At 61.9% G+C, this 17,592-nt stretch carries 11 protein-coding genes; 8 read left to right on the forward strand and 3 right to left on the reverse strand.

Annotated elements, in window-relative coordinates:
• Positions 1-5 precede the first annotated feature (5 nt).
• From LMG28727_RS08935 to LMG28727_RS08955, 5 genes are all read left to right on the forward strand, one after another.
• Positions 6-3,158: an efflux RND transporter permease subunit gene (locus LMG28727_RS08935; RefSeq protein ID WP_236591679.1), complete on the forward strand. Its 3,153-nt coding sequence runs from the start codon at positions 6-8 to the stop codon at positions 3,156-3,158.
• Complete coding sequence (locus LMG28727_RS08940; protein ID WP_201641948.1) at positions 3,155-6,478, forward strand: efflux RND transporter permease subunit; 3,324 nt, start codon at positions 3,155-3,157, stop codon at positions 6,476-6,478. The genes LMG28727_RS08935 and LMG28727_RS08940 overlap by 4 nt, the downstream gene beginning before the upstream one ends.
• Positions 6,475-8,088: an efflux transporter outer membrane subunit gene (locus tag LMG28727_RS08945; protein ID WP_268960463.1), complete on the forward strand. Its 1,614-nt coding sequence runs from the start codon at positions 6,475-6,477 to the stop codon at positions 8,086-8,088. Before LMG28727_RS08940 ends, LMG28727_RS08945 begins: the two co-directional genes overlap by 4 nt.
• 405 nt (positions 8,089-8,493) lie before the next feature.
• Positions 8,494-10,263, forward strand: coding sequence for a methyl-accepting chemotaxis protein (locus LMG28727_RS08950; protein WP_201641949.1), 1,770 nt, complete (start codon positions 8,494-8,496; stop codon positions 10,261-10,263).
• 464 nt (positions 10,264-10,727) lie between these two features.
• Positions 10,728-11,519, forward strand: coding sequence for an MHYT domain-containing protein (locus tag LMG28727_RS08955; RefSeq protein ID WP_201641950.1), 792 nt, complete (start codon positions 10,728-10,730; stop codon positions 11,517-11,519).
• Positions 11,520-11,604: 85 nt separating this feature from the next.
• Here LMG28727_RS08955 and LMG28727_RS08960 read toward each other — a convergent pair whose 3' ends face one another.
• Together LMG28727_RS08960 and LMG28727_RS08965 are read right to left on the reverse strand one after the other, a co-directional pair.
• Positions 11,605-12,537, reverse strand: a complete 933-nt coding sequence (locus LMG28727_RS08960) for a hypothetical protein (protein WP_236591680.1) — start codon at positions 12,535-12,537, stop codon at positions 11,605-11,607.
• Entirely contained in the window at positions 12,527-13,522 is a 996-nt protein-coding gene (locus tag LMG28727_RS08965; RefSeq protein WP_201641951.1) for a GlxA family transcriptional regulator, read from the reverse strand. Before LMG28727_RS08965 ends, LMG28727_RS08960 begins: the two co-directional genes overlap by 11 nt.
• A gap of 181 nt (positions 13,523-13,703) precedes the next feature.
• On the opposite strand from LMG28727_RS08965, the gene LMG28727_RS08970 reads away from it, so the two are divergent.
• Positions 13,704-14,381: a DJ-1/PfpI family protein gene (locus LMG28727_RS08970; protein ID WP_201641952.1), complete on the forward strand. Its 678-nt coding sequence runs from the start codon at positions 13,704-13,706 to the stop codon at positions 14,379-14,381.
• A gap of 266 nt (positions 14,382-14,647) precedes the next feature.
• Here LMG28727_RS08970 and LMG28727_RS08975 read toward each other — a convergent pair whose 3' ends face one another.
• Complete coding sequence (locus tag LMG28727_RS08975; RefSeq protein WP_236591681.1) at positions 14,648-15,307, reverse strand: hypothetical protein; 660 nt, start codon at positions 15,305-15,307, stop codon at positions 14,648-14,650.
• A gap of 674 nt (positions 15,308-15,981) precedes the next feature.
• On the opposite strand from LMG28727_RS08975, the gene LMG28727_RS08980 reads away from it, so the two are divergent.
• The gene (locus tag LMG28727_RS08980; protein ID WP_201641954.1) at positions 15,982-16,677 is read left to right on the forward strand and encodes a P-loop NTPase family protein; all 696 of its coding nucleotides are present in this window, start codon (positions 15,982-15,984) and stop codon (positions 16,675-16,677) included.
• Positions 16,678-16,901: 224 nt separating this feature from the next.
• Positions 16,902-17,447 (forward strand): thioesterase family protein, encoded by a 546-nt coding sequence (locus tag LMG28727_RS08985; protein WP_201641955.1) that lies wholly within the window; start codon positions 16,902-16,904, stop codon positions 17,445-17,447.
• Positions 17,448-17,592: the final 145 nt, after the last annotated feature.

Here is a 17,592-nt window from a genome sequence, read left to right on the forward strand (position 1 = left end):
CGCCGATGAATATTTCCCGACTGTTCATTCTCCGGCCGGTAGCCACGCTGCTGCTGATGATCGCCCTCGTGCTGGTGGGCCTCATCGCGATGCGCGTGCTGCCGGTTTCGTCGCTGCCCAACGTCGACTATCCGACGATCCAGGTGCAGACCTTCTATCCGGGCGCGAGTCCGGACGTGATGGCGACCACCGTCACCGCGCCGCTCGAAGTGCAACTGGGCGAGATTCCCGGCTTGCAGCAGATGACCTCGTATAGCTCGGACGGCGCCTCGGTCATCACGTTGCAGTTCGACCTGTCGCTGAACCTGGACATCGCCGAACAGAACGTCCAGCAGGCCATCAACGCGTCGAACAGCTACCTGCCGACCGGCCTGCCCGCGCCGCCGACCTATGCGAAGGTCAATCCGGCCGACCAGCCGATCCTGACGCTCGCGGTCACCTCGAAGTCGATGTCGCTGACGCAGCTCGAAGACGTCGCCAACAACCGCCTCGGCACCAAGATTTCCGAAGTGTCGGGCGTGGGCGTGGTGACGACGAGCGGCGGCAACGTGCCCGCGATCCGCGTGGAAGCGGACCCGCGCAAGCTCGCCGCCTACGGCCTGAATATCGACGATCTGCGCACGCTGCTCAGCTACGTGAACGTCAGTCAGCCGAAGGGTAATTTCGACGGCCCGGACCTCGACTACACGATCAACGGCAATGACCAGATCACCGATCCGAAAGACTATCTGAACACCGTGATCGCGTATCAGAACGGCGCGCCGGTGTTCATGCGCGACGTCGCGCGAGTCACCCAGGCCGCGCAGGACGTGGAGCGCGGTGCCTGGTATAACGGCTCGCCCGCGATCGTGCTGAACGTGCAGCGTCAGCCGGGCGCGAACGTGATCGCGACCGTCAACCAGATCATGAAACAGTTGCCGCAGCTCGAATCCACGCTGCCCGCCGGCATGAAAGTCACGGTCGTGTCGGACAGCACGGGCGTGATCCGCTCGTCGGTACGCGACGCGGCGTTCGAACTGATCCTGGCCATCGTGCTGGTGGTCGCGGTGATCTTCGTGTTCCTGCGCAACGTGCCTGCCACGCTGATTCCGAGCGTGTCGGTGCCGGTCTCGCTGATCGGCACGCTGGCCGTGATGTACCAGTTGAATTACTCGATCGACAATCTCTCGCTGATGGCGTTGATCATCGCCACCGGCTTCGTGGTCGACGACTCGATCGTGATGATCGAGAACATCGTCCGCTACCTGGAGGAAGGCAGAACGCCGCTCGAGGCCGCGCTCGAGGGCGCGGGGCAGATCGGCTTCACGATTCTGTCGCTGACCATTTCGCTGATCGCCGTGCTGATTCCGCTGCTGTTCATGGGCGGCGTGATCGGGCGTCTGTTCAGCGAATTTGCGGTGACGCTGGCGGTCACGATCGTGATCTCGGCGATCGTCTCGCTAACGGTCGTGCCGATGCTCTGCGCGCGCATGTTGCGGGCGCAGGCCGAACGCCATCCGAGCCGCTTCGAGCGGATCAGCGAGGGCCTGTTCGACAAGACGCTCAACGCGTACGAACGCGGTTTGCGCTGGGTGCTCGACCACCAGGTGTTGACGTTGATCGTGGCGGTGATTACCGTCGCGCTGACCGGTTTCCTGTATGTGGTGATTCCGAAAGGCCTGTTCCCCGTGCAGGACGTCGGCGTGATCCAGGGGATCAGCGTGGCCGACAATTCCGTGTCGTACGCCGCGATGGTGAGCCGTCAGACCGCGCTCGCCGATGCGATCCTGAAAGATCCCGACGTCGTCTCGCTCACCTCTTACGTGGGGATCGACGGCACCAACTCGACGCTGCACAACGGCCGCTTCCTGATCAATCTGCGCGACCGCGACAAGCGCTCCGACACCGCACAGGAAGTCGCGCGCCGCTTGCAGCAGGAAGTCGCGAACGTGCCTGGCGTGAAGCTGTTCATGCAGCCCGAGCAGGACCTGACGCTCGACACCACGGTGTCGCCGAACCAGTACAGCTTCGTGTTGCGCGGACCGAGCCAGCAGGCATTCCAGAAGTACGTGCCGGAACTGGTGAACCGTCTGAAGCAGATTCCATCGCTGTCCGACGTGCAGAGCGACATGAATAGCGACGGCCTCGCGGTGAACGTCCAGGTCAACCGGCAACTGGCCGCGCGCTTCGGCATCACCCCCGCGACCATCGACAACGCGCTGTACGATGCGCTCGGCCAGCGGATCGCGTCGACCATCTTCGAGCAGTCGAACCAGTATCGCGTGATTCTCGTTGCCAAGCCGGAGTCGCTACCGACCGTGCAGTCGATCGGCGATCTGTATCTGCCGAGCCAGACCAGCGGTAGTGGCCAGGTGCCGCTGTCGGGCATCGCGAAGATCGAGATCACGAAGTCGCCGCTGGTGATCAGCCACCTCGCGCAATTCCCGTCGGTGACGATTTCGTTCAACCTCGCGAAGGGCGCGTCGCTGAGCACGGCGGTCAAGGATGTTCACGCGGCCGAACAGGCGGTCAATCTGCCGCCGTCCATCACGTCGTCACTGCAAGGCGCGGCTCAGGCGTTCCAGGACTCGCTGTCGAGCGAGGTCTATTTGCTGATCGCGGCGCTGGTGGCCGTGTATATCGTGCTCGGCGTGCTGTATGAGAGCTTCATCCATCCGGTGACGATTCTGTCGACGCTGCCTTCAGCGGGTATCGGCGCATTGCTGTCGCTGATGATCGCCGGCAGCGATCTGGATGTGATCGGCATCATCGGCATCGTGCTGCTGATCGGTATCGTGAAGAAGAACGCCATCATGATGGTGGACTTCGCGCTCGACGCCGAACGCAATCACGGCAAGGCGCCGCGCGATGCGATCTTCGAAGCGTCGCTGCTGCGTTTCCGCCCGATCCTGATGACCACGCTGGCCGCCATGCTCGGCGCGCTGCCAATGCTGCTCGGCACCGGCACGGGCTCGGAATTGCGCCGGCCGCTGGGTCTCGCGATCATCGGCGGTCTGACGGTGAGCCAGGTGCTGACGCTGTTCACCACGCCGGTGATCTATCTGTTCTTCGACCGGATGGCCACGCGCGTGAACCGCTGGCGCAAGCGCAATGAGCCGAACGACGGCGCGGGCAACGCACCGGATCTGCCAGGCAACGGCGCGGAGGACCCGCGTTGAACATCTCGGCCCTCTTCATCCGGCGCCCGGTCGCGACGGCGCTCCTCGCCATCGCGATCCTGATCTCCGGCGCGCTCGCGTACTTCCGCTTGCCGGTCGCGCCGCTGCCGAACATCGCGTTTCCGGTGATCGTGGTGCAGGCGAACATGGCGGGCGCGAGCCCGGAGATCATGGCAGCGACGGTGGCCGAGCCGCTCGAACGGCGGCTCGGCACGATTGCCGACGTCGAGGAACTGACGTCGATCAGCTACGTCGGCTCGTCGATGGTGATCATCGAGTTCGGCCTGAACCGCGACATCAACGGCGCGGCGCGCGACGTCGAAGCCGCCATTCAGGCGGCCCGCGCCGACCTGCCCACCACGTTGCGCAGCAACCCGACCTACCGGCAGTACAACCCGGCGGACGCGCCGATCATGGTGCTGTCGCTGACGTCCGACACGCTGACCAAAGCGCAGCTTTACGATTCCGCCGATTCGGTGATCCAGCAGCAGCTCTCGCAGGTCAAGGGGGTCGGCCAGATCACGCTCGGCGGCGGTGCGCTGCCCTCCGTGCGGGTCGAGTTGCAGCCGGGCAAGCTGAACAGCTACGGCATCGGTCTCGAAGACGTGCGCGCGGCGATCAGCGCGGCCAACGCGAACAGCGCGAAGGGCCATCTCGACGTGGGCGACCAGCGCTACGTGGTCAAGTCCAACGACCAGATCACGCACGCGGCGCCCTATCGCGACCTGGTCGTCGCGTATCGCAACGGCGCGCCGGTGCAGTTGCGCGATGTCGCCGATGTCAAGGACTCGAACGAAAACATCCGCAATGCCGGGCTCTTCAACGGCAAGTCCGCGATTCTGGTGGTCGTGTATCCGATGCCCGGCAGCAATGTCGTGAGCACGGTCGCGCAGATCCGCAACGTGCTGCCGGCGATCGAAGCCACGCTGCCGAGCAGCGTGCATGTCGGCGTGGCGATCGACCGCTCGGAGTCGGTGCGCTCGTCCGTCGGCGATACCGAGCGCACGCTGTTCATCGCGGTGCTGCTGGTGATCGGCGTGGTGTTCATCTTCCTGCAATCGCCGCGCGCGACGCTGGTGCCGGCGGTGGCACTGCCTTTGTCGATTGTCGGCACGTTCGGGCCGATGTATCTGCTCGGCTATAGCATCGACAACCTCTCGCTGATGGCGCTGACCATCGGCACCGGCTTCGTCGTCGACGATGCGGTGGTGGTGCTGGAAAACATCGTGCGCCACATGGAGCTCGGCCTCAGTCCGAAAGAAGCCGCGCTCAAAGGCAGCGGTGAAGTCGGCTTCACGGTGATCTCGATGAGCCTCTCGCTGATCGCCGTGTTCCTGCCGATCATGCTGATGCCGGGCATTGTCGGCCTGCTGTTCCATGAGTTCGCGGTCACGCTGTCCATCGCGATCCTGATCTCGCTGCTGATTTCGCTGACGGTCACGCCGGCCATGTGCGCGTACGTGCTGAGCCGCCAGAACGCGGGGCATTCGAAAGCGCGCTGGGCGTTGTGGGTCGAAAAGCAGTTCGACCGTTTCAAGGACATGTACTCGCGCTCGCTCGCAGCGGTGCTGGACCATGCGCTCCTCGTGATCCTGCTGCTCGGCGCGCTGCTGGTGGGCAACGTGTTCCTGTTCAAGCTGGTGCCCGCCACCTTCTTCCCCGAGCAGGACACCGGCATTCTGATCGGGCAGATCATCGCCGACCAGAGCATCTCGTTCCCGGCAATGCAGAAGAAGCTCGCGCAGTTGCAGGAGATCGTGCAGAAAGACCCGGCGGTGGAATCGGTGGCGGGCTTTACCGGTGGACGCGCGCTGAATACCGCGAACGTGTTCATCGAGTTGAAGCCGCTCGGGCAGCGGCACGTCACCGCCACCGAGGTCGTGAACCGGCTGCGGCCCAAGCTCAACCAGGTGTCGGGCGCGCGCCTGTTCGTGCAGGCGCAGCAGGATCTGCGGGTCGGCGGCCGGCAATCGGCCGCCGAGTACCAGTACACGCTGACCAGCGACGATTCCGCCGCGCTCTTCAAGTGGACACCGCTGCTGGTTGCCGCGCTCGCCAAAGAGCATGCGACTGTGCTCGACGTGAACTCGGACCTGCAGCAGAACGGCTTGCAGACCTACGTCACGATCAATCGGGCGACGGCGGCACGTTACGGCTTCGCACCGAATCAGGTGGACAGCGTGCTGTATGACGCTTTCGGCCAGCGTACGGTCTCGACGATCTACAACCCGCTGAACCAGTACTTCGTGGTGATGGAAGTCGCGCCCGACTACTGGAAGTATCCGCAGATGCTCAACCAGATTTACCTGAGCACGGCGGCGGGCAACGCCACCGGCACGGCCGGCACGCAGATGCCGGGCGCTACGGTGTCGGGCGTGACGGTGGCCACTCAGGCCAGCGCGAGCACCTCGTCGGCGACCAATTCGCTGAACTCGGACGCGCAGGCCAACGCGACCACCAACAGCATCTCCAACAGCAAGGGCAACAGTTCGACCGGCAGCGCGGACAGCACGGCGGCGGAAACCATGGTGCCGCTCGCGGCGCTGACGTCGTACGCGAACAGCCATACGGCCACCCAGGTGAACCATCAGAGCGGGCTGGTCGCCGCGACGATCTCGTTCAATCTGCCGGCCGGCGGCTCGCTCAGCACCGCCGCCGATGCAATCAACAACACGGCCCGCGAAATCGGCATGCCGGCGAGCATCCACGGCGCGTTTGCGGGCGCGGCGGCGGCTTTTTCGCAGTCGATGGGCACGATCCCGCTGCTGATTCTGGCCGCACTCGGCGTCGTGTATATCGTGCTCGGCGTGCTGTACGAAAGCTCGATCCATCCGCTGACCATTCTGTCGACGCTGCCGTCGGCGGGGATCGGCGCGACGCTGGCGTTGCTGATCTTCGGCACGCCGTTCTCGGTGATTGCGCTGATCGGCATCATTCTGCTGATCGGGATCGTCAAGAAGAACGGCATCATGATGGTCGACGTGGCGATCCAGTTGCAGCGCAGCGAGAACATGCCGGCGCGCGACGCGATTCACGCCGCCGCCGTGGTGCGTCTGCGGCCGATCATGATGACCACGTTCGCCGCCGTGCTCGGCGCAGTGCCGCTTGCAATCGGCATTGGCCAGGGTGCGTCGCTGCGTCAACCGCTCGGTATCACCGTGATGGGCGGGCTGATTCTGAGCCAGGTCTTTACGCTGTACACGACGCCGGTGATCTACCTCTATCTCGACCGCTTGCGTGGCAAGCTGGTCAAGTGGTCCGCGAACCTGCCCTGGAACCGGAACGAGGACCAACCCGGACAACCGGATACGAAGGCATGACGATGAAGATTTTCCTCAAACGGCTTAACGGCGTGCGCGGACCTGGCGCCATTGGCGCCACTGGCGGCCTGGGTGGTCCGGTCAAGCGCGCTGGCCCCGCTCAGCGCTCAGGTGCGTTGCACGTTGGCCCGCTTCGGCCGCTGGCCGCTGCCTGTGTTGCGCTGCTCGTCAGCGGCTGCATGGTCGGCCCCGACTACCACCGGCCGCAGGTCAACGTGCCTGCCACATTCTCGGAACTGCCTGGCTGGACCCAGGCCGTGCCTTCCGCGTCCGGGCCCAAGGGCGACTGGTGGACCGCCTTCAACGATCCGCTGATCGATCAGCTCGAACCGCTGGTGTCGGTGTCGAACCAGACGGTACGCCAGGACTACGCGAACTATCAGGAAGCGCTGGCCGAAGTGCGGGCGGCGCACGCGAGCCTGTTCCCGACCATCGGCGCCACCGGTTCGGCCACCCGGGAGCGTGCCGCGAGCGGCAACGCCGCCAGGGTGGTCAATGCCGGCTCGCTCGAAGGCAATGTCAGCTGGGCGCCGGACCTGTGGGGCTCGGTGCGCCGTACGATCGAAGAAAGCGCCGCGACCGCGCAGGCGAGCGAGGCGACGCTCGCCAATGCAACGCTCTCCGAACAGGTTGCGCTCGCCACCGCGATCATCGAACTGCGCACCAGCGACGCCAATATCGATCTGCTGCAAAAGACCGTCGAGGCGTATCAGCACTCACTGGAAGTCGTGTCGAACCAGGACGCGGCCGGCACCGTCGCACCCAGCGACGTCATCACGGCCCGCACCCAGCTCGCCACGGCGCAGTCCAGCCTGATCTCGCTCGGCGTCGCGCGGGCGCAGTATGCGCATGCGATTGCCGTGCTGGTGGGCAAGAACCCGGAAGAGTTGTCGGTCACCCACAGCACCGCGATGCCGACGCTGCCCGATGTGCCGGTTGGCGTGCCGTCCACGTTGCTCGAACGCCGGCCTGACATCTCGAATGCGGAGCGTCAGATGGCTGCGCAGAACGCGGCGATCGGCGTGGCCGTGGCCGCGTATTACCCGGACATCTCGTTGTCGTCGCTGGCGGGCTTCACGCAGTCGCCGTTGTCCGGTCTGCTGAACGTGGGCAACTACGTGTGGTCGCTGGGCGGCAGCGCCACCGAAACGCTGTTCGACGGCGGCTTGCGCAGCGCGGACGTCGACGCGGCAAAGGCAGCCTACGACGCGGCGGTCGCCAACTATCGCGGCACGGTGCTGACGGCGTTCCGTAACGTCGAAGACGACTTGTCCGGCTTACGGATTCTGGCCCAGCAGACAGTCGTGCTGGATTCGGCGGTGATCGACGCGAATCGGGGCGCCCAGATTGCGCTCGACGAATACCAGGCCGGCACGGTCGACTACACGACCGTGGCGACCGCGCAGGCCACCCAGTTGAACACCCAGCAGACCGCGCTGAACGTGCAGGAAACACGTCTGCTGGATTCGGCTTCGCTGTTCGGCGATCTGGGCGGCGGCTGGTCGACGGATAACCTGCATGATCCGCGTCATCCGGGTGCAACGCCGGCGGCTTCAACGGTGCAAACGGGCGATGCGTCGGTTCAGAAAACCGACGCGCAGACGCAATGAGTTCGCTGCGTTGAAAAAGACAGGCCAGGCGCGTCGTCTGTTGCAGGACACGCGCCTGGGCCTGCGCTGCGCTCCTGCGCCGCTTCGCTACCTCGCTTCACTCCCTCACAGTTCCACCCTCGCAGTTCCCCTCCTTCCCGGCGCGAATTCCTTGCGCTGATCTGCGGCGCGGTCTCCGTTGCGTCAATGCCTCATGCATCGGTGCAAAAAAATAAACCTGCCCGACGCTTCAGGACCTGCGCCCCGTGCCGTAATACCGCAGACGGCGATGAGAGTCCCCCCTGCTATTAACGGATCAGCTGGCATTCACTTTCCTGACCGAGGAACTTGCGCTTCGCAAGAAGCGCCTCGACGTGAAACCGCTATGTCGCCGTTGATCCTGCCTGACCTTGGTACAAACAAAAAATGAAATGGTTCAATGAATTGAAGCTGGCAAACAAGCTTCTGCTGGTGTTTGCCATCTGCGCGCTGTCGACGGTGGTAGTCGGTGCGGTGGGTTCCTTGAGGTTACGTGATCTGGCCGCGATGCAAACGGCCATGTACGAAACCGAAGTCGTGCCCATCCGGCAGATCGGCACCGCGTCGTGGCAAGCCGCCGCGCATTACCGGCGGCTGTACGACTACGTGACGAAAACCGATCCGAAGGAACGCGAGGACACCCTCACCTTCAATCACAAAGGCGAAGAAGTCATTCTGGCGACACTGGCTTACGAGCGCGATCACGCGGTGAACAGCAAACAGAAGCAGCTGATCGCCGATTTCGATGCAGCGTGGCCGCAATATCTGGCGTCGGTGTCGAAAGTCGAAGCGCTGACGATCCAGAATGACCAGGCCGGCGCATTGAACGAGATGCACCAGACCACCGACGCGCTGCATCAGAAAATCCGCGGCATCCTCACTGACTTCTCGGAGGTTCGGGACGGCTCTGCGCAAAACCGTTCGGCGGCGGGTGTCGCACTCGTCAACGAAGTCACGTGGTGGCTGATCGGCTGCACGCTGATCGGCGTCGGGATCGCGTCCGCGCTCGGCGTCGCGGTGATCCGCTCGGTCAATGGACAGATTGGCGGCGACCCGGCGAGCGTCGCGCACGCCGCGCTCGAGATCGCGCAGGGCAATCTCGATACGCGCATTGCGGTGAACGACAACGACACCCGCAGCGTTCTGTTCGCGATGCAGCAGATGCAAACCAACCTGCGCACCGCCGTCTCTGCGATTCGCAGCGGTACCGAGTCGGTCACCGTCGCGTCACGGGAAATTGCGAGCGGCAATACCGATCTGTCCGCGCGCACGGAACAGCAGGCCGCCTCGCTCGAAGAAACCGCAGCGAGCATGACGCAGTTGACCGAAACCGTGAAGCAGAACGCCGACAACGCACGCCAGGCGAATGCGCTGGCCTCCGGCGCGACCGATCTGGCCGATACCGGCCACGGCGCGGTTGAATCGATGATCCACACGGTCGAGAAAATCAGCGGCAGTTCGGTGAAGATTTCGGAGATCACCGGCGTGATCGAAGGCATCGCGTTCCAGACCAATATTCTGGCGCTCAATGCCGCCGTCGAAGCGGCGCGGGCCGGCGAACAGGGTCGCGGTTTCGCGGTCGTCGCAAGCGAAGTGCGCAGTCTCGCGCAGCGTTCGTCGAGCGCGGCGAAGGAAATCAAAGGCTTGATCGAATCGTCGGTCGCGATGGTGCGCGACGGCTCGGATCAGGCGAGCGAAGTCGGCGCGATCATGGCCCGCGTACAGCAGGCGATCAAGCAGGTGTCGGACATCGTCGGCGAAATCGCGGCGGCCTCCGAGGAACAGAGCCGCGGCATCGAGCAGGTCAACCAGGCCGTGGTTCAGATGGACGAGGTGACACAGCAGAATGCCGCGCTCGTCGAAGAAGCCGCCGCCGCGGCGCACTCGCTCGAAGAACAGGCGATGAGCCTGAAGAACGCGGTGTCGGTGTTCAAGGTGGGTGACAGCGGACTCGCCAGTTCGCGGACTGCGACGGTGGGTACGAATGCGCAGAGCCGGCCCCCGGTTGCTGCGTCAAGCGTAAAGACATCTGCCCGCAAGCCCGCAGCACCAAACCGCCGCAAGGTCGAACCGAAAGCGCCCTCCTTTACCGCTGAGACGGCCGTCGCTGGCGCGTCCGGCTCCAATTCCAGTTCGACCGACTGGGAAACGTTCTGAATGAAGCGGCTTCTGGCGCAGTAACAGCGCCGGACTAGCTGCTTTGACGATTCCTTTCAAAAGCTTTCAGGCATTCGCCAGCCACCGGCGAATGCCTGAACCTGACAGGATTGGAATCGCGATTTCCCCCTCTTCTCCCCGCATTGCTCTAAAAGACTTATGCCCATTCAATCAATGAGTTAATGGGCAATGCAGGTCGCATTAATTTAGCCAGAACAACGATTACCAAGCCTCAATTCTTCGATTAGCTTGCGATCAACTTGCACTAGAATCAACCTTGCTCAATCGGGTTGACCTGGCTGCGTGATGTCGCGGAGTCTGATCCAATTGCAGTGAGAGAGACACAGCGTGAGGTCACAATCGCACGGGCCGGTGCGATTGGCGGGGCCGAGGTTCTTCGTGAGGAGAATTCCCGCAATGCTGTCAATAAACATTAATCGAGCTCTTTTAAAAAGCCGCTGACTATGCAAAGTAACTACAACCTGGGGTTAGTCGCGTTTTCACTCGTCATCGCGACACTGGCGTCCTACACGGCGCTTGACCTGGCAGACCGGATTTCCCTGCTCGCGTACGCGCGGGCACGCCAGATATGGCTGGCGGCCGGTGCACTGGCAATGGGCATTGGCATCTGGTCCATGCACTTCATCGGCATGCTGTCGTTTTCGCTGAGCGTCCCGCTCGGCTACGATTTCGCCGTGACCTGCTACTCGCTGCTCATCGCCGTACTCGTTTCCTGGTTTGCGCTGTTTATCGTCACGCGCAAACGGCTGGGCCTCGTCCGGCTATTTGCCGGCGGCATTCTGATGGGGCTGGGTATTGCCAGCATGCATTACGTCGGCATGGCCGCGATGCTGATGCATCCCGCGATTCATTACGACCCGCTGATCTTCGCGGCATCGATCGTGATCGCGATTGTGGCGTCGACGGCGGCACTCTGGGGCGCGCATACATTGCGTGGCACCGACCATCAACATGTCATGCGCAAACGGATCGGCACGGCTTGCATCATGGGAGTGGCCATTGCAGGCATGCACTACACCGGCATGGCGGCAGCGAATTTCGCGGCCGGCTCGATTTGCGGTGCAACCGGCGGTATCCGGCCGGAATGGCTCGCGGCAGCCGTGATTCCATCGGCGCTCCTTATTCTGGTCGCCACGCTGCTGGTATTCCATCTCGACGCACGAGCAACCTTCCTGGCCAATTCTGTGGCCCGGCTCAACGATCAGGTCGATCGCATCCGTGGTTCAACCCGTTAATGCGCTCTGGTCGCTTGTAACGCGATAAGAAAGCGGGGCATGGCTGACTGGCGTCAACCATGCCCCGCCGGGAATCTTTTGCGCGTCAGCGCTTCGCGGGAATGCGGCCACGGCGCAGCATTTCGCTCAATCCCAATGAGTGGCCCGGATCGTAATAATGGATCAGCAGCGTGCGGCGCTGCCCTACTTCGACATCCAGATTGCCATGCTGGATCGCGAAGCCATTAAATGCATAAACGCTGCCCACCTGCACGGGTATGCGTGCGCAATTGCCGCGACGCAGATCGTGCAACGTCAGCCATCTGCGCCACGTCAGCGGCAGGCTGCGCAGAAAGCCATGGCGCATCTTGCAGACTACATTGCCCGGCGTCGACACCGACAGACGCGGACGCCGGTACATCACCAGGTCGCCATTGGACACGCCGTCGGGCGCAAGTTGCAGCGGGATCAGCAAGGTCAGTAAATGGGAATCGTAGTGGCGATTGTTGCTTTCGGCTCCGGTTGCCTTGCTCGCGCAACGAAGCACATGAAACGGCTTCAACGGCAAATCGATCTGACCGAATTTTGCGGCCTTTGCGCGTGCGTCCGAGCAGATGGCCTCCTCCAGTTGCCGGAATGCGTCACCACGGCGGATCAATTCGGCTGCGATCTCTCCTGATTGCGCCCGTAGCGGCGTGTTGCCGAATGAGCGATCGATAACCTCGTTGATTTCGGCGATTATCTCGGCTGGAATCACACTGTGGAAAGACTGCAGAGCGACACCTTTGTCGATTCGAATCCGTTTCGCCACGGTTTGACCTCGTGCGTCTGACAAGGAGTGCATATAGGTGGTTGCCGAGAAAGGGTTGGAACGAGAATCAGACTCAAAATATGCTTTGTCAGACGTGTGCAATGTACGCCAGCGAACACAAACGCATGCTCCGGTTGGAACGCGCCGCGCGATTCGCGAATAGTGATCTTTTTGCCTACCTGAAGCTGTAAAAGCTAATTGAATTGCATAATGCGCTCTATTTTTCAATCGTGCCTGGCTGGGATGACGCGAAGCGTTCGCGATATGCGTGCGGCGTGACGGCAACGGCCCGCAGCAGGCTGCGCCGCATGGTTTCTTCGCTGCCGAATCCACACCGTACCGCGATGCGTTTGATCGGCAGCGACGTATCGCCAAGCAAACGCAATGCGGCTTCAGTACGGATCTGTTCGATTGCACGCGCAGGCGTTCTGCCAGTTTTCGCGCGATAGTGGCGCATGAAACTTCGCTCGCTCATGCCCATATGCGCGGCGAGCGCGGCGACTGACAGATCGCCGTTCAGATGTTCGACGATCCACGCGTGCAGTTCTCCGAATTGATCACCGTCTTTCTGCATTGACAAGGTCGTGCTGAATTGCGCCTGACCGCCTGGCCGCTTGAGAAAAACCACCAGCTCGCGTGCCACGTCGAGTGCCAGCACACGACCCACATCTTCTTCGACGAGCGCAAGCGCCAGATCGATACCGGCGGTGACGCCTGCCGAGGTCCAGACCGGACCGTCCTGAATGAAAATGGGATCGGGCTCGATCTGCAACGCCGGGTACTGCTGCCCGAGTTCATTGCAATGCGCCCAGTGCGTGACCACGCGACGTCCGTCGAGCATGCCTGCGGCGGCGAGCAGAAACGCGCCGGTGCAGACCGACGCCACCCGCCGCGAGGTCGCGGCATGGCGGTGCACCCACCGTACCAGGTGGGGGTCACGTGAGGCAGCGTGAACCCCTCGTCCGCCCGCGATGACGAGCGTATCCGAATGTTCGTGAGCGGACGGCAACGGATGCGTGGCGAGTCCCAATCCCGCCGACGACACGACGGGTTCCGACTGCGCAGCAATCACACGCGGCACATACGGCGCGGGAAGACTTCTCTGCCGCGCGATTTCATTCGCGGAAGCGAACACTTGCAGCGGGCCGGTCACGTCCAGCAACTGCACGTCGGGAAAAGCGAGGATATTGATTGAGCGGGGCTGCGTGCGCATGGTTTAGCGTGAGATTGAGTATGTGGCGGAAAATGTGGACTCTGTGTCATTCCTGCCATACGGTACTTGTGTAAAGTCGGGTTGTCCATCACCCGTTTTTGCATCTGTTTGCCGGGTTTGCGGCACACGACGCTCACTTGCTTAACATCCCTTACCAACACTTACGCAGCGAGGTTTCACGATGGCGCTCCAAATCGGCTTTCTCCTGTTTCCCGGCGTACAGCAACTCGATCTGACCGGGCCGTACGACGTATTCACGTCACTACCCGATACCAGGGTCCATCTGGTGTGGAAAAACCTGGCGCCGTTGAAAGCCAGCAGCGGACTCACCTTCCTTCCCGACACGACATTCGACAACTGCCCCGCACTCGACGTGATATGTGTACCCGGCGGCAGTGGCGTCGGCGATCTGATGGAAGACGACGAGACGCTCGATTTCCTGCGACAGCAGGCGGCTCACGCACGCTTTGTCACTTCCGTTTGTACCGGCGCGCTGGTTTTGGGTGCCGCGGGTTTGCTACAGGGTTATCGGGCGACGACCCATTGGGCGTCTCATCACCTGCTCGAACCATTGGGCGCGATTGCGGTGCATGAGCGGGTGGTCCGCGATAGAAACCGGCTGACAGGTGGCGGCATTACTGCTGGAATCGACTTCGCGCTCACGCTGGCGAAGGAACTGGTCGGCGAACAGGAGGCGCAAGCAGTTCAGTTGTTGCTCGAATACGCGCCCGCTCCGCCGTTCGATGCCGGCAGTCCGGACACCGCGCCGCAATCTGTCGTGGAGTCGGTGCGTCGACGCTATGCGGGTTCGATAGCGAAGCGCGAAGAGATTGTTGCGCGAGTTGCCGCGCGGCGTTGAAACATTTGGCAACTCGCTGCGGAGTCGACCGTGCGCAGCTTCTCTGCGCGAATAGGGTTAGCAACGCGAATTGGAAAAGGGCTGGTAAATCAGCCAGGTAAATCGGCCAGATAAGCCAGCCAGATAAGCCAGCCAAGTAAGCCAGCAGCGGAGAAGTGCGAGTCGAGTACGCAGTGCGCGCACTCCACCGACCTCTCCGCTGCCCGCATCGGCGATACGAATCACCTACCGTCGCGTCATGGGCTCTTCAATCATCCGGCAATGCGCTAACGCCACATACCGTAGCTCATCACCGGCTGCGCACGGTACGCGTACATACGCGGTGTCGCCAGATAGACCGGCGGCCGGTAAACCTGATACGCCACCGGCGGCGCGACCGGTTGCATTACGTCCACCACCGGCATTTCCTCGTACTGCGGCTGCGCGTACTGTTGCTGACCGTAGACCGGAACATACTGGACCGGCGGCGGCGCGTAGTCCTGCCGCACATACATAGGCTGACTTTCCGCGTAGACCGGCTGCGGTTGCGGCTGAACATACTGGGGCGCGGGCTGATACTGCATCGGCGCCTGGGCATATTGCTGCGGCTGGTAAGCCTGCCGGTATTGCGGCTGTTGTTGCGGCTGTTGTTGCGGCTGTTGTTGCGGCTGTTGTTGCGGCGGAGGCTGTGGCACCTGGCGCTGCGCGTACTGGCGAGGTTGCGGCGGAATGCTGGTGTACTTCGAACTGTCGTCTTCCGGAACCCCTGCCGGCAGCGGCGGCACATCCACGCGGGCGACGTCCGTTTTTGCGGGCTGCCGCTGACCGTGGTTATGCGAGTCGATCATTGCTGCGTAGCCAGCCTGATCTTCCTTGCCGCGATTGATATAGCCATTGCGATAAGCGCGGGCCACCTCCGACATCTTCGCATTCGGATCTTCTTTCATGCCGTCTGCATTAACCTGATACTCGTTCGGACTGAGCGAAGCCGCTGGCGCATCGTCGTCGGCATAAGCCGTCTCGGGACCATCGGCCCACGCGGGGCCGCACTGTAGCGTTAGCGCAGAGGCAACTGTCGTTACCCCAAACCCTAGAAGCGTTTTTATTCTCACGATCCACCTCGCGGCCGATTAAGAATTTGAAAAACAAAGTTCGCTTGTTTTGCCCCGTGCGGCGATTATCCGTGCGCCGTGCAATAGCTATTTTCTAGCACATTCCTTTGACCGTGGCACATTTTTTTCTATATATATGAGGCAGTTATCGCACTGTCAGGTTCTCGGGATCGCGGCGTAAGATGAACTGGCAAAAAGAACCGATTTCGGAGCCGACTTTGATTGCGTTATCAACGGTGTCGCGAGTACTCGTTTCAGCGAATTGACAAATTAATTGCGGCGTATAAGACAAGTTGCCGACGCTCCGTTCCGCGAATAAGCGAATAGGCGAATAGGCGGCCAAGTACTCGCAGGCTCTCTTCGGGTTCACCCTATTCCGCGCTCCAGCAGAAAAGCACCAACTATTTGCCGTTTTTTTTCTTTCCGCGGTGCTGGTCGCAGTACTGTCTCCTTTCTCTGATAACTTCTGCTTCCACCCTGCTGACTTCACAACAAAAGGATCTGTACAGATGAGCGTCATCCATTTCATTGGCGGCGAGAAAGGCGGCGTAGGGAAATCACTGGTCGCCCGGATTCTGGCCCAGTACTTTATCGACCAAAGTATTCCGTTCGTTGGCTTCGACACCGACAGATCCCACGGCGCGTTGTTGCGCTTCTATTCGGACTTCACCGTTCCGGCAGCACTGGACCAGCATGACAGCCTCGATCCGCTTATCGAACGCGCGCTGGAAGATCCGCAGCGGCGGATCCTGGTCGACCTTGCCGCACAAACGCAACAGGCTCTCGGTCAGTGGCTGGACGACACCGACGCGATCGGCCTTGCCGAAGAGCACGGTCTCTCGCTGACCTGGTGGCATGTGATGGATGCCGGCCGCGATTCCGTGGATCTGCTGCGGCAGTGGCTCGACCAGTTCGGCGGACGACTCAGGCTGGTGATCGTGCTGAACGAAATCCGCGGCGACCGGTTCGATATTCTCGACGCGTCTGGCGAACGCGAGCGCGCCGAGGCGCTCGGCGCGAGCGTGGTGACGTTACGCCGTCTGCCCGACGCAACGATGCAGAAGGTCGACCGGCAAAGCGCCAGTTTCTGGGCGGCGGTCAATCATCAGGACGGCGCAGGCGCCGGTCTGGGGTTGCTCGAACGACAGCGCGTGAAAATCTGGTTGCATCGGGTGTACGGAGAACTGGCAAAGGTCGGGGTGTAGCAGCCACGAGAACCGGTTCGCTCATTGGCGCTGCTGCCAGCGGGCGAACCGGCAACACCGTCAATAAAAGGAACGCGCGCGGATAATCCGCGTCGGCGATCCTCGCGTCTTTCGAATGAGCGCTCTACGGATTTGCGCCGCTCCCCGCCTCCCGAAGCGCATCAGCCCGATTACCATGCACGTCTCGATGCCGCTGCGGCGCATTTTCATTACCGGGATTTTGCATGAGTCTTCTGTTTCGTCTATTGCTTCTGATTTTCACCAGCCGTCGCCGGAGCCGGTTGAACGTGCTCGACACCTGCATCACACCCTTTCGCGTCTGGTTAAACGACCTCGACGTATTGCTCCATATGAACAACGGCCGCTATCTGACGATCCTCGATCTCGCCCGCGTCGATCTGATGATGCGCAGCGGCTTGTGGCGGCAATTGAACGCACAACGCTGGTACCCGGTCGTCACGCTGGAAACGATACGGTTTCATCGCTCGCTCGAACTGGGTAATCGTTATGACGTACGCAGCCGTGTTATCGGCTGGGATGAAAAGCATATATTCATCGAGCAAGGATTCGTGCGCGACGAAGTGGAAGTCGCGCGGGCCGTCGTGCGGGCCAGGTTTCTGAAACGAAGCGGCGGCATCGTGACGACGGCCGAGATGATGCAACTGGCCGGCGTCACGCAGGCGTCGCCCACATTGCCCGAATGGGTCGCGCGCTGGAGCGACGCAGAAGGCGGGATGGAATTCCAATCGGCTGCTTCGCAGCGGGCTTGAGAAGTCGCGCGGATGTCGGCCGGATCTGTCGATATCCGCCACCTGGCAGCGCCATCCAATACGCGTGAATTTCGATTTGCCAGATCAAATTCCAGCGCCTAGACTCCCTAGCATGACGCAATGCAACACGCCACAGTGCGCGTTT

The organism is Paraburkholderia metrosideri, from assembly GCF_904848625.1.
In the GTDB taxonomy this organism is placed as follows: domain Bacteria; phylum Pseudomonadota; class Gammaproteobacteria; order Burkholderiales; family Burkholderiaceae; genus Paraburkholderia; species Paraburkholderia metrosideri.

Excerpts from the sequence above, each read along its gene's own strand:
- LMG28727_RS08935 (WP_236591679.1), top strand. The coding sequence starts at position 6 with ATGAATATTTCCCGACTGTTCATTCTCCGGCCGGTAGCCACGCTGCTG.
- LMG28727_RS08945 (WP_268960463.1), top strand. The coding sequence starts at position 6,475 with ATGACGATGAAGATTTTCCTCAAACGGCTTAACGGCGTGCGCGGACCT.
- LMG28727_RS08950 (WP_201641949.1), top strand. The coding sequence starts at position 8,494 with ATGAAATGGTTCAATGAATTGAAGCTGGCAAACAAGCTTCTGCTGGTG.
- LMG28727_RS08955 (WP_201641950.1), top strand. The coding sequence starts at position 10,728 with ATGCAAAGTAACTACAACCTGGGGTTAGTCGCGTTTTCACTCGTCATC.
- LMG28727_RS08965 (WP_201641951.1), bottom strand. The coding sequence starts at position 13,522 with ATGCGCACGCAGCCCCGCTCAATCAATATCCTCGCTTTTCCCGACGTG.
- LMG28727_RS08970 (WP_201641952.1), top strand. The coding sequence starts at position 13,704 with ATGGCGCTCCAAATCGGCTTTCTCCTGTTTCCCGGCGTACAGCAACTC.
- LMG28727_RS08975 (WP_236591681.1), bottom strand. The coding sequence starts at position 15,307 with ATGAAAGAAGATCCGAATGCGAAGATGTCGGAGGTGGCCCGCGCTTAT.
- LMG28727_RS08980 (WP_201641954.1), top strand. The coding sequence starts at position 15,982 with ATGAGCGTCATCCATTTCATTGGCGGCGAGAAAGGCGGCGTAGGGAAA.
- LMG28727_RS08985 (WP_201641955.1), top strand. The coding sequence starts at position 16,902 with ATGAGTCTTCTGTTTCGTCTATTGCTTCTGATTTTCACCAGCCGTCGC.